Genomic DNA, 13,043 nt, shown 5'->3' on the forward strand with positions numbered 1-13,043 from the left:
GATCTCGGACCCGACACTGATTCATACGCGCAGCGGTCTATCTTGCCGCCGCGATCAGGATGATCTGCGCCCCACCTTGTTTGTCGAGATAGTCCGCCCACCACTGCATCATGCGATGGCGCTCCGACAGATACTCAGCATGGTTGTATGCCGCCCGCACACCGTCCTGCTCTGAGTGGGCGAGCTGGCGCTCGATCCAGTCGGAATTGAATCCCTTCTCGTTCAAGATCGTTGAAGCGAGACCCCGGAACCCATGCCCGGTCATGCGGCTTCGATAGCCCATCCGGTATAGCGCGTACAGGATCGTGTTCTCGCTCATCTGCTGCAACGGTCTACGGCTGTTCGGGAACAGCCAGCGACGGTGACCCGTCAGCGCGCGTAGCTCGGAAAGCAGCGCGATCGTCTGCTCTGCGAGCGGCACGATATGCACGCGGCGCATCTTCATCTTCTCGGCCGGAATGCGCCACTCTCGACGCTCCAAGTCGATCTCCGTCCACTCCGCCTGCCGCAACTCGATAGTGCGAACGAACGTCAATGCCAGGAATCGCAGAGCAAGCCGAGTCTCCGGCTCGCCCTCATAGGCCGCAATCGAGCGAAGCAGCTCCGGCAGCTCGCTTTCGCCGACTCGCGCCATATGCTTGACGGGCACTGCCTTCAATGCGCCTCGCAGGTCCGGCGACGGATCTCGCTCGGCACGGCTCGTTGCAACGGCATAGCGAAAGACTTGGCCGCATGTCTGCAACGTCTTGCGCGCAGTCTCGAACGCCTCTCGACCTTCGATTCGTCGAATGACCGCGAGCAAATCCGGTGCGCCGATCGAAGAAATAGGACGCTGGCCGATCAGGGGAAACACCTCGCGATCGAGCTGTTTCTTGACTCGGTTCGCGTGCGAAGCGCTCCATGTCGCTTGCTGCGCCTCGTACCACTCCAGCGCGACGGCCTCGAAGGTGTTCTGTGCGGCAATGGCGCGAGTCTGCTTCTCGACGTCACGCTCGAACGCAGGGTTCTTCCCTTCCGCTAACAGCCGCTTCGCTTCGTCACGCCTCGACCGAGCATCAGCGAGCGACGTCGCGGGATAGTCGCCGAACGTCAGCAGGTTTTCTTTGCCATTGAACCGGTATTTGAGCCGCCATTTCTTCGAACCACTGGAGCGCAGATCGAGATACAGGCCGCCGCCGTCGAAGAGTTTGTTTCCCCCGGCCTCATCGAATCTAGCGTTGCGGCACTTGGCGTCGGTAAGAGGTTTGGTTTTCATTGTTCGTCGGGGGTACGGCATACCCCCAAATCCCGGAAGTCATACCCCGAATCTTACCCCCAAATTTTGGGGATGCCCCGGCCTCTCACGGGACGTCCTGAAACAAAAAACCCGCGTCAGCGCTAGGCTGGACGCGGGTTTTGGGACTTCCGGGTACTACTTGAAACTAGTGTTTGGTGCCGGCTGCAGGACTCGAACCCGCCACCTGATGATTACAAATCAACTGCTCTACCAGATGAGCTAAGCCGGCGTAAGCGCGAGATTCTACCTCATTTCACGATCTTGAGGCGAGGTCTGCCGCCTTTCGAGCCGTCGCCGTCGGTTTTCGGCGGTTCGTCGGCGCCTTCGGACGGCTCCTCGTTCGCCCCGTCATCGACGACAGGCGTCAACACGGCAGGCGACTCGTCACGCGGCGCATCTTCCGCCTGCGCGGCATCGTCTTCGAACGCGCCCGAATCCGCGCCCTCGCCCGCGACCGCATCGACCTGGAACGCCATCCCCTGCCCGTTCTCCCGCGCGTAAATCGCGAGCACGTTGGCCACCGGAATCTCGATCTTGTGCGCCTTCCCGGAGAACCGGGCGGTGAACTCGATCCACTCGTTACCCATCTGCAGCTGGCTCGTCGCCTCGAAGCTGATGTTGAGCACGATCTCGCCGTCACGCACGAACTGACGCGGCACGCGCGTCGAGTTGTCGACCCTCACCGCGATATGCGGCGTGTAACCGTTATCGGTGCACCACTCGTACAACGCGCGCAGCAGATAAGGTTTCGTTGAAATCTCTTGCATCACAATCCTCGAACCCGGAGCGGGCACGCGGCACGCCGCGCCGCCCGCTCCGTCATGCACTCATTGCACCATCAACGACGCATGACCTTTTCGGACGGCGTCAGTGCTTCGATATAGGCCGGACGGCTGAAGATCCGCTCGGCGTACTTCATCAGCGGCGCGGCATTCTTCGACAGCTCGATGCCGTAGTGATCCAGACGCCACAAGAGCGGCGCGATCGCGACATCGAGCATCGAGAACTCCTCGCCGAGCATGTACTTGTTCTTCACGAAGATCGGCGCGAGCTGCGTCAGGCGATCGCGGATCGCGAGGCGTGCCTTCTCGTGGTTCTTCTCCGCTGCCTTGCCCTTTTCGTTCTCGAGCGTGCTGACGTGAACGAACAGCTCCTTCTCGAAGTTGAGCAGGAACAGGCGTGCACGTGCGCGCTGCACCGGGTCGGCCGGCATCAGTTGCGGGTGCGGGAAGCGCTCGTCGATGTATTCGTTGATGATGTTCGATTCGTACAGAATCAGGTCGCGCTCGACCAGAATCGGCACCTGACCGTACGGGTTCATCACCGAGATGTCTTCCGGCTTGTTGAACAGGTCGACGTCACGGATCTCGAAATCCATGCCCTTCTCGAACAGCACCAGCCGGCAACGCTGGGAGAACGGGCAAGTTGTGCCGGAATACAGAACCATCATATTTGCGTTTCCTCAAAAAAGCCGAGGGCCGGCACGCGGCGCAACCCCTTTCACGGGTTCCGCCTTGCGCCGGCCCCACGCCGGTCAGGCGTGTTTACTTGATATCTTTCCAGTACGCGGCATTGAGCCGCCAGGCCAGGAAAGTCAGGACACCGAGAAAGACCAGCACCCACACGCCGAGGCGCTTGCGGGTCTGCTGGGCCGGCTCGGACATCCATGTCATATAGGCCACCAGGTCGGCCACCGCAGCATCATAGTCCGGCGACGACAACGTCCCCGGCGTGACCTGCTGGAAGCCGACGAGCTTGTGGACCTTCTCGCCCGTCTCCTCGTCCGTCTTGTCTTCGAATTTGGCAGTGCGCTGCCCCTGCAGTTGCCACAATACATGGGGCATGCCGACGTTCTCGAACACCGCGTTGTTCCAGCCGCTCGGCCGCGTATCGTCGCGGTAGAAACTCCGCAGGTACGTGTAGAGCCAGTCGCGGCCGCGCGCCCGCTCCTCGACCGACAGGTCGGGCGGCGAGGTGCCGAGCCAGTTCTTCGCGTCTTCGGGCCGCATCGCGACGGACATCGTGTTCCCGACCTTGTCGGTCGTGAACAGGAGATTCGTTTCGATCTCCTTCTGGGATATGCCCAGATCCGTCAGACGGTTGTAGCGCATCAGGTTCGCGCTGTGGCAGTTCAGGCAATAGTTTACAAACAATTGCGCGCCGTGCTGAAGCGAAACGAGATTTTCCGTGTTATCGGGCGCCCGGTCGAGCGGAAAATTACCTTCCGCGCGCACGGCCGGCGCCGCCAGCAGCGCCACGGCCGTTGCCCCGATCAGTGCGAGCGTCGAAAGCAGTTTCTTCATGTCGTTCTCTCCTCGCTCTCGTTAATGGGGCTTGAAGCGCACCCGTTCCGGCGGCTGCTTGAACGTGCCAAGCGGTGTCCAGACGGGCATGCCGAGGAAGAACGCAAAGTAGATCAGCGCGCAGCCCTGCGCGATCAGCGTCGCGGCCGGCGATGGCGGCCGTGTGCCGAGGAACGCGAGGGTCAGGAACGCCGCGACGAAGATCCCGAGGAACACTTTGTGGAACAACGGCCGATAGCGGATCGACTTCACCGGGCTACGGTCGAGCCACGGCAGGAAGAACAGCGTGATCACCGCGGAACCCATCACGACGACGCCCCAGAACTTCGATTCCGTCAGGAACATGAACACGACGATCGCCGCGGCCAACACGGGCAGGCCGACCTTCCACTTGCCGCGCGCGCGGATCAGCGCGAGCACGCCGAGCAGCGCGATCACGATCATCAGCACGATCTTGAACGGGTCGGTGGTCGCGCGCAGCATCGCGTAGAACGCAGTGAAGTACCAGACCGGCGCGATCTCCGGCGGCGTCTGCAGCGGGTTCGCCGGGACGAAGTTGTTCGACTCGAGGAAGTACCCGCCCATCTCCGGCGAGAAGAACACGATCAGCGCGAACACCATCAGGAACACGCAGACACCGAAGAAATCGTGCACCGAGTAGTACGGATGGAACGGGATGCCGTCGAGTGGAATGCCGTTCGCGTCCTTCTTCGCCTTGATCTCGATGCCGTCCGGGTTATTCGACCCCACTTCGTGCAATGCGACGAGGTGCGCGATCACGAGGCCGACCAGCACGAGCGGAATCGCGATCACGTGGAACGCGAAGAAGCGGTTCAGCGTGACGTCGGACACGACATAGTCGCCGCGGATCCACAACGACAGGTCCGGGCCGACGAACGGGATCGCCGAGAACAGGTTCACGATCACCTGCGCACCCCAGAACGACATCTGGCCCCACGGCAGCAGGTAGCCGAAGAACGCCTCGGCCATCAGGCACAGGAAGATCGCACAACCGAAGATCCACACGAGCTCGCGCGGCTTGCGGTACGACCCATACATCAGCCCGCGGAACATGTGCAGGTACACGACGACGAAGAACATCGATGCACCTGTCGAGTGCATGTAGCGGATCAGCCAGCCCCACGGCACCTCGCGCATGATGTACTCGACCGACGCGAATGCGAGCATCGAGTCGGGCTTGTAGTTCATCGTCAGGAAGATGCCCGTGACGATCTGGTTGACGAGCACGAGCAGCGCGAGGGAGCCGAAGAAGTACCAGAAGTTGAAGTTCTTCGGCGCGTAGTACTCGGAAACGTGCTTCTTCCAGGTGGACGTGAGCGGGAAGCGCTGGTCGATCCAGCCGGTGAGACCTGTCGTGGAGACTTCCTTGTTGTCGGCCATCACGCTTCTCCTTTCTCGTCCTTGCCGATCACGAGGGTCGTCGCCGACGTGAACATGTAGGGCGGGATGTCGAGATTCTGAGGCGCCGGCTTGTTCTTGAACACGCGGCCGGCGAGGTCGTAGGTCGAACCGTGGCACGGGCACAGGAAACCGCCCGGCCAGTCGTCCGGCAGGTTCGGCTGCGGACCCGGCGTGAAGCGTTGGCTGGGCGTGCAGCCGAGGTGCGTACACACGGCCATCACGACGAGAATGTTCTTGCGATCGGCCCGCGCGCGATATTCGTTCGCGCAATACGCGGGCAACGGCATCGAATACGGGGATTTCGAGGTCGGATCGGCCACTTCCTTGTCGGCCTTGACGACGTCGGCGAGCATGTCGTCGGTGCGGTTCAGGATCCAGACCGGCTTGCCGCGCCACGGCACGGTGACCATCTCGCCGGGCTTCAGGCCGCTGATGTCGACCTCGACCGGGGCTCCGGCCGCTTTCGCTTTCGCGGACGGCGCAAGCGACGCCGCGAAAGGTATGACGGTGGCTACGCCTCCCACGCCACCTGCTACGGATGTCGCAATCAGCCAGGTACGGCGGCCGCTGTCGACGCGTTTCTCTTCCTTGTCTCGCATCACACGCCCCACTTCTGAGTTGGATTTTCCGTCACGACTTTTCATTCCGCCGCTAGTTTGCGCGAATGGAGTCGCCATTTACAAGGCCCGGAGATGAAAATCCCTTCGAAGTAGTTGATAGTTAAGGGTTTCCCCCCACTATCGGAGCGATTAAATCATTTCACTTTTAAGCGGATGCTACATTGCGAAATTTCGATGCGCCGCCGCAAATCCGTCGCTCAGACCGGATTATGAATATCGATAAAAAGGTGTTCGATATCGAATTCTTCGGACAAGTGGGCGCCAAGCGCCTGGATTCCGTAGCGTTCGGTCGCATGGTGCCCTGCCGCAACGAACGCGACGCCGCTCTCGGCCGACGCGTGCGTGACGGGTTCCGATACTTCGCCGGTCAGGAACACGTCGGCGCCAGCGTCGATCGCGGCATCGAAATAGCTCTGCGCGGCACCCGTGCACCACGCGATGCGGCGCAGCTGCATCTCCGGATCGCCGAGCACGAGCGGCGTGCGGCCGAGCGTGCGCTCGACCTTCGCGACGAAGTGCTCGAGCGTGACGGGCATCGGCAGCGTGGCCATCCAGCCGAGGTCGCCGTCGCCGAAACGCTGTTCGCCGATCAGCCCGAGCTTCTCACCGAGCTGAGCGTTGTTGCCGAACTCGGGATGCGCGTCGAGCGGCAGGTGGAACGCGAACAGGTTCAGGTCGTTCGCGAGCAGCAGCTTCAGGCGCCGGTACTTGCGGCCGGTGATCTGCGGCGCCTCGTTGCGCCAGAAATAGCCGTGATGGACGAGCACCGCATCCGCCCCCCATTCGAGCGCGGCTTCGAGGAACGCGAGCGACGCCGTCACGCCGGTGGCGATCTTCTCGATCTTGCGACGCCCCTCGACCTGGAGGCCATTCGGGCAATAGTCCTTGAAGCGCGCGGTTTCAAGGGTATTGTTCAAGTACAATTCAAGTTCGATCCGATCCATATAAACCTCTAATCCATTCAGATGCTTAGACGCTTCTGGCTGTTCTTCGCGCAGGCGGTGACCGTACTGCTCGCGCTGATGTTCATCGTCGTGACGCTCAAGCCGCAATGGCTGCAACGGCAAGGACAGCTCGGCAAGCAGCTCGCCACGCCGATCGTCGCGCTGCGGGAAGTCGCGCCGGGCATCGGCGGTGCACCGGCGACCACGTCATACGCGGAGGCCGCGCAAAAGGCGATGCCCGCCGTCGTCAACGTCTTCTCCAGCAAGGATGGCTCGCTGCCGCCCGACCCGCGCGCGAAGGATCCGCTGTTCCGCTACTTCTTCGGCGACCGCAACGCCCGCAAGCAGCAGGACGAACCTGCCGCCAACCTCGGCTCCGGCGTTATCGTGAGCCCTGAAGGTTACATTCTAACGAACCAGCACGTCGTGGACGGCGCCGACCAGATCGAAGTCGCGCTCGCCGACGGCCGCACGGGCACCGCGAAGGTGATCGGCAGCGACCCCGAAACCGATCTCGCCGTGCTGAAGATCAACATGACGAACCTGCCGACGATCACGCTCGGCCGCTCCGACCAGTCGCGGGTCGGCGACGTCGTGCTCGCGATCGGCAACCCGTTCGGCGTCGGCCAGACGGTCACGATGGGGATCATCAGCGCGCTCGGCCGCAACCATCTCGGCATCAACACGTTCGAAAACTTCATCCAGACCGACGCGCCGATCAACCCCGGCAACTCGGGCGGCGCGCTGGTCGACGTGAACGGCAACCTGCTCGGCATCAACACGGCGATCTACTCGCGCTCGGGCGGCTCGCTCGGCATCGGCTTCGCGATCCCCGTGTCGACCGCGCGCACCGTGCTCGAAAGCATCATCACGACGGGCTCGGTCACGCGCGGCTGGATCGGCGTCGAGCCGCAGGACGTCACGCCGGAAATCGCCGAGTCGTTCGGGCTCCAGCAGAAGTCGGGCGCGATCGTCGCGGGCGTGCTGCAGGGCGGTCCGGCCGACAAGGCCGGCATCAAGCCGGGCGACATCCTCGTGAGCGTGAACGGCGACGACATCACCGACACGACGAAGTTGCTGAACACCGTCGCGCAGATCAAGCCGGGCACGCCGACCAAGGTGCACGTCGTGCGCAAGGGCAAGGAGTTCGACGTGAGTGTGGTGATCGGCAAGCGCCCGCCACCGCCGAAGCAGACGCTCGACGAACAGGACAGCGACAGCGAGTGACATCCGGCGGGCGGTGTATCGGCGGGCGCCGCTTGCCGGCCAAGGATGGAAATGCAAAAGGGCAGCCTGATCGGCTGCCCTTTTGTTTTGCTTCGAAGATCCTTCGTCACGGTGACGGAGCTGCGTTCACCCGCCGCCTGCACCGCCCGGTCGCGCGCCCGGATTCAACGTCGTCGAAGTGCCGCATCGACGGCGCCCCTCATGCCGGGCGCCGCGCGCCGCGTTTCATCAACTCGCGGCGCCGTTCTCGGCCTCGGGTTCTTCCGTCGGCTTCGGCACGAAGAATCGCGCGGCCAGCAGCCCGATTTCGAACAGCACGACGAGCGGCAGCGCGAGCATCAGCTGCGAGAACACGTCCGGCGGCGTGACGACCGCCGCGACGACGAACGCGCCGACGATCACGTACGGCCGCATCTCCTTCAGCTTCTTCAGCGTCAGCACGCCCATCCGGACGAGCAGCACGACGACGATCGGCACTTCGAACGTGACCCCGAACGCGATGAACATCCCGAGCACGAAGCTCAGGTAGTTGTCGATGTCGGTCGACATCTCCGCGCCGAGCGGCGCGTTGTAGTGCGCCATCACACGGAAGATCGTCGGGAACACGAGGAAGTATGCGAACGCCATCCCGCACAGGAACAGGACGTAGCTGCTGCCGACGAGCGGCACGACGAGCTTCTTCTCGTGCTGATACAGCCCCGGCGCGACGAACGCCCAGATCTGGTAAAGCACGATCGGCAGCGCGATCACGAGCGCGACGAGCATCGTGACCTTCATCGGCACGAAGAACGAGCCGGTGACGTCGGTCACGATCATCCTGCCGCCCTTCGGCAGGTTCTCCATCAGCGGCCGCGCGAGCAGCCGGAAAATGTCGGGCGCCCAGTACACGAGCCCGAGGAACACGACGATCACGGCCAGCCCCGCGCGAATGATGCGATCGCGAAGCTCGACGAGATGGGAAATGAAGGTTTCTTCCGGGGCGTCGCCCGGATTCTGCTGGGGGTCGCTCACACCGGCCCTCGGTAGGATTGACGAGCGAGCATGCGCTCGGCTCAGAAGAAGCGCGTCGGCCGGCGCAGGCTGGCCGGCTGATGGCGCGCGACACGCGCGGCGCCCGACTGCACGTGCGTGCGGCGGGTCGTCGCGCGCTTGTACCAGACAGGCGTCGCCGCCTGTTTCACACGCCAGTTGCGACGCTTCGGCGCGAGCGCGGCCATGCTGCCCCGCCACGACGGCGCCGCGGGCGTGTCGGAGCCGTACGTGCCGGCATCGACCGAGCCTTCGTTAAGACCGCCGACCGCGGAGTTCCACGTGTCGTTCAGTTCCTTCTCGTGCTCGCGCAGGTTGTCGTGAATCGTCGTCTCGACATTGCGCGCGGCCGACTCGAAATCGGTCTTCATCGTCCGCAGCGCGTCGAGTTCGATTTCGCGCGAGACCTCGGCCTTCACGTCGTTGATGTACCGCTGCGCGCGGCCGAACAATGCGCCTGCCGTACGCGCGACGCGCGGCAGGCGCTCGGGGCCGAGCACCACGAGCGCGACGACGCCGATCAGCGCCATCTTCGAAAGACCGAGATCCAGCATTGCGAATGCCTGTCAGCGTACCGGCGTTACGCCTTGTTCGAGTCGGAACGCGTCGTTTCCTTCGCGTTGACGTCGACCGAACCCGAACGCGGCAGTTGCTGCGCATCCGCCGGTGTCTCGCCTTCCTTCATGCCGTCCTTGAAACCCTTCACGGCGCTGCCGAGGTCGTTGCCGATGTTGCGCAGCTTCTTCGTACCGAAAACCAGCGCGACGATCAGCAGCACGATCAGCCAGTGCCAAATGCTCAATCCACCCATGATGAAACCTCTCCTCAACCACGCCGCGTCGCGGCGCAAATCGCCGGCGGCACGCCGGCTTCGACTATCGATGCGGGGAAACGCCCCGCCACGTCAACCCATCCGCAGCCACGGGCGCGGGCCGGCCAGGATGTGCGCGTGCAGGTGGTAGACCTCCTGCCCGCCGCCGGGGCCCGTGTTGATCACCGTGCGAAAACCGGTTTCGCCTCCCGTGTATGCAACGCCGAGCTGGTCGGCCAGACGGGCGACCAGCAGCATCAGCCGGCCGAGCATCGGCGCGTCGGCCTCGCTCGCCGCCGACAGCGTCGGCACATGCCGGCGCGGAATGACGAGCACGTGCGTCTCGGCCGCCGGGCGGATGTCGCGGAACGCGACGAATTCGTCGTCCTCGTGCACCTTCGTGCTCGGGATCTCGCCCGCCGCGATCTTGCAGAACAGGCAATTCGGATCGTGACTCATGTTGCTCCTGCGAAACGCCCGTGCGCCGGTCAGAACCAGGCCTGCGGATCGAGCGTCTTGTTGTCGTTCAGGTACAGCCAACCTTTGATGATACGGTACAGCGTCCAAATCCACGTGACAAACATGATCACGAATCCCACCACCACGAACATCAGCGCGAAGCCGATCACGTAGGCGATCAGCGCGCGCCAGAACGTGCGGATCTGCCACTCGAAATGGTCGGCGTACGGCGTGCCGGCCACGTCGCCGCGCTTCACGTAGTTGATGATGATCGCGATGATCCCGGTGACGCCACCCGTCAGCCAATGAATCGCGTAGAGGCCATACAGCACGTGCGTCAGCGTGCGCAGACCTGCCAGTCGCTCGGCGTCCGCTGCGCCCGGCACCGACGGTGTCGGAAACTGGCTCGGCGTATCGGTCATGATGCTACCCCCGTTAGATGACAATTCTTACAGCTTACCGCACTGTCGTCGGCGCGGCAGGCCGCGCGTCGTCACCCGCCGTTTTCCTCGCGCTCGCGACGCTTGCGCAGCGCCTTTTCCTCGATGCCCGACAGACCTTCGCGGCGCTCGAGTTCGGCGATCACGTCGGCCGGGCTCAGGTCGAAATGCGACAGCATCACCAGGCAGTGGAACCACAGGTCGGCCACCTCGCCGACCAGCGCCGTCGGCGCGCCGCCCTGGCGCACGTCCTTCGCGGCCAGCACGACTTCGGTCGCCTCTTCGCCGATCTTCTTCAGCACCGCGTCGTCGCCCTTGTGAAACAGGCGCGATACGTACGATTGTTCGGGGTCGCCGCCCTTGCGGCTATCGATCACGGCCGCGAGGCGCAGCAGCGTGTCTTCGGTCGATTGCGTCATTTGTAGATGTGTTCGGGGTCTTTCAGCACCGGATCGACCGCGACCCAGTCGCCGCTGTCCACGGTGCCTTCGAATTTCTGGAAGAAGCACGAATGCCGGCCGGTGTGGCATGCGATGCCCGACACCTGCTCGACCTTCAGCAGCACGACGTCCTCGTCGCAGTCGAGCCGCACCTCGTGCACGTGCTGCACGTGGCCCGACTCCTCGCCCTTGAACCACAGGCGCTTGCGCGAACGCGAATAGTAGACCGCGCGCTGCGTCTCGATCGTCTTCGCCAGTGCCTCGCGGTTCATCCACGCGAACATCAGCACGTCGTTCGTCGAGGCTTCCTGCGCGATCACCGGCACGAGGCCGTTGTCGTCCCAGCGGACCTTGTCGAGCCACGCGGGCAGGGATTTCGTTTCCGTATTCATCACAGCCTCACCGGAATGCCCTGGTCGGCCATGAAGCGCTTCGCCTCGCCAACCGTGTGCTCGCCGTAGTGGAAGATGCTCGCGGCCAGCACTGCGTCGGCGCGGCCGTCCTTGATGCCGTCCGCGAGGTCCTGCAGCGAGCCCACGCCGCCCGATGCGATCACCGGGACCGGCACCGCGTCCGACACACCGCGCGTGAGCGCGAGGTCGAAACCGGACTTCGTGCCGTCGCGGTCCATGCTCGTGAGCAGGATCTCGCCCGCGCCGAGCTCGGCCATCTTGCGCGCCCATTCGATCGCGTCGAGGCCCGTGCCCTTGCGGCCGCCGTGCGTGAACACTTCCCAGCGCGGCGCCTCGCCGTCGGCCGACACGCGCTTCGCGTCGATCGCGACGACGATGCACTGCGAGCCGTACTTGTCGGCCGCGTCGCGCACGAGCTGCGGGTTCGCGACCGCCGACGAATTCATGCTGACCTTGTCCGCGCCGGCGTTCAACAGGCGCCGCACGTCCTCGACGGCGCGCACGCCGCCGCCGACGGTCAGCGGAATGAAGACCTGCGACGCGACGGCTTCGATGATCGGCAGAATCAGGTCGCGCTGGTCGGACGTCGCGGTGATGTCGAGGAAGGTCAGTTCGTCGGCGCCTTGTTCGTCGTAGCGACGCGCGATTTCGACGGGGTCGCCGGCATCGCGCAGTTCGACGAAATTGACGCCCTTGACGACACGCCCGGCAGTCACGTCCAGGCAGGGGATGATGCGTTTAGCTAGAGCCATGATGTTGCGCCAAATGCCGCGCTGGGACGGCCGGTTACGGAAGCCTCGCGCGAGGCTTCCGGTGGAGCCGCCCGCGGGCAGCTCCGGCAAACGGAACAACCGCGGTTACGCGTTGTCGAGTTCGCCGTTCAGTTCGTCCGCGCGCTTTTGCGCGGCCGCGAAATCGAGATCGCCGGAGTAGATCGCACGGCCGCAGATCACGCCTTCGACGCCATGCTCTTCCACTTCGCAGAGGTTCTCGATGTCCGTGAGGTTCGACAGGCCGCCGCTTGCGATCACCGGAATGCCGACCGCCTGCGCGAGCTTCACGGTCGCCTCGATGTTGATGCCCTGCAGCATCCCGTCGCGGCCGATGTCCGTGTAGACGATCGATTCGACGCCGTAGTCCTCGAACTTGCGCGCGAGATCGATCACTTCGTGGCCGGTCAGCTTGCTCCAGCCGTCGGTCGCGACCTTGCCGTCCTTCGCGTCCAGCCCGACGATGATGTTGCCGGAGAACGCGGTGCACGCGTCCTGCAGGAAGCCGGGGTTCTTCACGGCGGCAGTGCCGATGATCACGTAGGACAGGCCGGCGTCGAGATACTTCTCGATCGTCTCGAGGCTGCGGATGCCGCCGCCGAGCTGTACGGGGATTTCGTCGCCGACTTCGTCGAGGATCGCTTCGATCGCTTCGAGATTCTTCGGCTTGCCGGCGAATGCGCCGTTCAGGTCGACGAGATGGAGCCGCCGGGCGCCGAGATCAACCCACTTGCGGGCCATCGCCGCCGGGTCCTCGGAGAAAATCGTGGCCTGGTCCATATCGCCCTGTTTGAGGCGCACACACTGACCGTCTTTGAGATCGATGGCCGGAATCAGCAACATAGCAATCGGGTGTCGTCGTGGAAAATGAAAAGAATCCGGCGCGTAC

17 protein-coding genes and 1 tRNA gene are annotated in these 13,043 nt (G+C 63.7%); 1 reads left to right on the forward strand and 17 read right to left on the reverse strand.

What is annotated here, in order from left to right; genetic code table 11:
* Positions 1–37: 37 nt before the first annotated feature.
* The 8 genes from DIE11_RS25725 to DIE11_RS25765 all read right to left on the reverse strand — a co-directional run bounded on the left by DIE11_RS25725 (position 38) and on the right by DIE11_RS25765 (position 6,565).
* Complete coding sequence (locus tag DIE11_RS25725) at positions 38–1,255, reverse strand: phage integrase central domain-containing protein (protein WP_124628016.1); 1,218 nt, start codon at positions 1,253–1,255, stop codon at positions 38–40.
* Between the two features lie 174 nt (positions 1,256–1,429).
* Positions 1,430–1,505: transfer RNA gene (locus tag DIE11_RS25735), tRNA-Thr, on the reverse strand.
* A gap of 19 nt (positions 1,506–1,524) precedes the next feature.
* Positions 1,525–2,043 carry a ClpXP protease specificity-enhancing factor gene (locus DIE11_RS25740; RefSeq protein WP_124628018.1) on the reverse strand — a complete coding sequence of 173 codons (519 nt, stop codon included), beginning with the start codon at positions 2,041–2,043 and terminating at the stop codon, positions 1,525–1,527.
* Between the two features lie 71 nt (positions 2,044–2,114).
* Positions 2,115–2,726, reverse strand: a complete 612-nt coding sequence (locus DIE11_RS25745; protein ID WP_006400565.1) for a glutathione S-transferase N-terminal domain-containing protein — start codon at positions 2,724–2,726, stop codon at positions 2,115–2,117.
* 94 nt (positions 2,727–2,820) lie between these two features.
* Positions 2,821–3,579 (reverse strand): cytochrome c1, encoded by a 759-nt coding sequence (locus DIE11_RS25750; RefSeq protein WP_124628020.1) that lies wholly within the window; start codon positions 3,577–3,579, stop codon positions 2,821–2,823.
* Positions 3,580–3,600: 21 nt separating this feature from the next.
* Positions 3,601–4,983 (reverse strand): cytochrome bc complex cytochrome b subunit, encoded by a 1,383-nt coding sequence (locus DIE11_RS25755; protein ID WP_108064681.1) that lies wholly within the window; start codon positions 4,981–4,983, stop codon positions 3,601–3,603.
* On the reverse strand, positions 4,980–5,600 hold the full coding sequence (gene petA / locus DIE11_RS25760) for a ubiquinol-cytochrome c reductase iron-sulfur subunit (protein ID WP_059599826.1): 621 nt from the start codon (positions 5,598–5,600) through the stop codon (positions 4,980–4,982). The genes DIE11_RS25755 and petA overlap by 4 nt, the downstream gene beginning before the upstream one ends.
* 218 nt (positions 5,601–5,818) lie before the next feature.
* Positions 5,819–6,565: a Nif3-like dinuclear metal center hexameric protein gene (locus tag DIE11_RS25765; protein ID WP_059599825.1), complete on the reverse strand. Its 747-nt coding sequence runs from the start codon at positions 6,563–6,565 to the stop codon at positions 5,819–5,821.
* A 21-nt stretch (positions 6,566–6,586) separates the two neighbouring features.
* Between DIE11_RS25765 and DIE11_RS25770 the strand changes: the two genes are divergently transcribed.
* Positions 6,587–7,792 carry a Do family serine endopeptidase gene (locus DIE11_RS25770; RefSeq protein WP_059535654.1) on the forward strand — a complete coding sequence of 402 codons (1,206 nt, stop codon included), beginning with the start codon at positions 6,587–6,589 and terminating at the stop codon, positions 7,790–7,792.
* A 228-nt stretch (positions 7,793–8,020) separates the two neighbouring features.
* On the opposite strand, the gene tatC is transcribed toward DIE11_RS25770, so the two are convergent.
* The 9 genes from tatC to hisA form a co-directional block, all read right to left on the reverse strand.
* Entirely contained in the window at positions 8,021–8,803 is a 783-nt protein-coding gene (tatC, locus tag DIE11_RS25775; protein ID WP_124628022.1) for a twin-arginine translocase subunit TatC, read from the reverse strand.
* A 41-nt stretch (positions 8,804–8,844) separates the two neighbouring features.
* Entirely contained in the window at positions 8,845–9,375 is a 531-nt protein-coding gene (gene tatB / locus DIE11_RS25780) for a Sec-independent protein translocase protein TatB (protein WP_059599822.1), read from the reverse strand.
* Between the two features lie 26 nt (positions 9,376–9,401).
* The gene (tatA, locus tag DIE11_RS25785) at positions 9,402–9,632 is read right to left on the reverse strand and encodes a Sec-independent protein translocase subunit TatA (protein ID WP_034183658.1); all 231 of its coding nucleotides are present in this window, start codon (positions 9,630–9,632) and stop codon (positions 9,402–9,404) included.
* A 93-nt stretch (positions 9,633–9,725) separates the two neighbouring features.
* Positions 9,726–10,091 carry a histidine triad nucleotide-binding protein gene (locus DIE11_RS25790; RefSeq protein WP_044845951.1) on the reverse strand — a complete coding sequence of 122 codons (366 nt, stop codon included), beginning with the start codon at positions 10,089–10,091 and terminating at the stop codon, positions 9,726–9,728.
* 29 nt (positions 10,092–10,120) lie between these two features.
* Complete coding sequence (locus DIE11_RS25795) at positions 10,121–10,513, reverse strand: hypothetical protein (protein WP_059599820.1); 393 nt, start codon at positions 10,511–10,513, stop codon at positions 10,121–10,123.
* 71 nt (positions 10,514–10,584) lie between these two features.
* Positions 10,585–10,950: a phosphoribosyl-ATP diphosphatase gene (locus DIE11_RS25800; RefSeq protein WP_044845953.1), complete on the reverse strand. Its 366-nt coding sequence runs from the start codon at positions 10,948–10,950 to the stop codon at positions 10,585–10,587.
* Positions 10,947–11,363, reverse strand: a complete 417-nt coding sequence (hisI, locus tag DIE11_RS25805) for a phosphoribosyl-AMP cyclohydrolase (protein WP_044845954.1) — start codon at positions 11,361–11,363, stop codon at positions 10,947–10,949. The genes DIE11_RS25800 and hisI overlap by 4 nt, the downstream gene beginning before the upstream one ends.
* On the reverse strand, positions 11,363–12,136 hold the full coding sequence (gene hisF, locus DIE11_RS25810) for an imidazole glycerol phosphate synthase subunit HisF (RefSeq protein WP_059599819.1): 774 nt from the start codon (positions 12,134–12,136) through the stop codon (positions 11,363–11,365). The genes hisI and hisF overlap by 1 nt, the downstream gene beginning before the upstream one ends.
* A gap of 105 nt (positions 12,137–12,241) precedes the next feature.
* Entirely contained in the window at positions 12,242–12,997 is a 756-nt protein-coding gene (gene hisA / locus DIE11_RS25815) for a 1-(5-phosphoribosyl)-5-[(5-phosphoribosylamino)methylideneamino]imidazole-4-carboxamide isomerase (RefSeq protein WP_039366646.1), read from the reverse strand.
* Positions 12,998–13,043: the final 46 nt, after the last annotated feature.

This window comes from Burkholderia sp. Bp9012 (assembly GCF_003853825.1).
Taxonomy (GTDB): domain Bacteria; phylum Pseudomonadota; class Gammaproteobacteria; order Burkholderiales; family Burkholderiaceae; genus Burkholderia; species Burkholderia diffusa.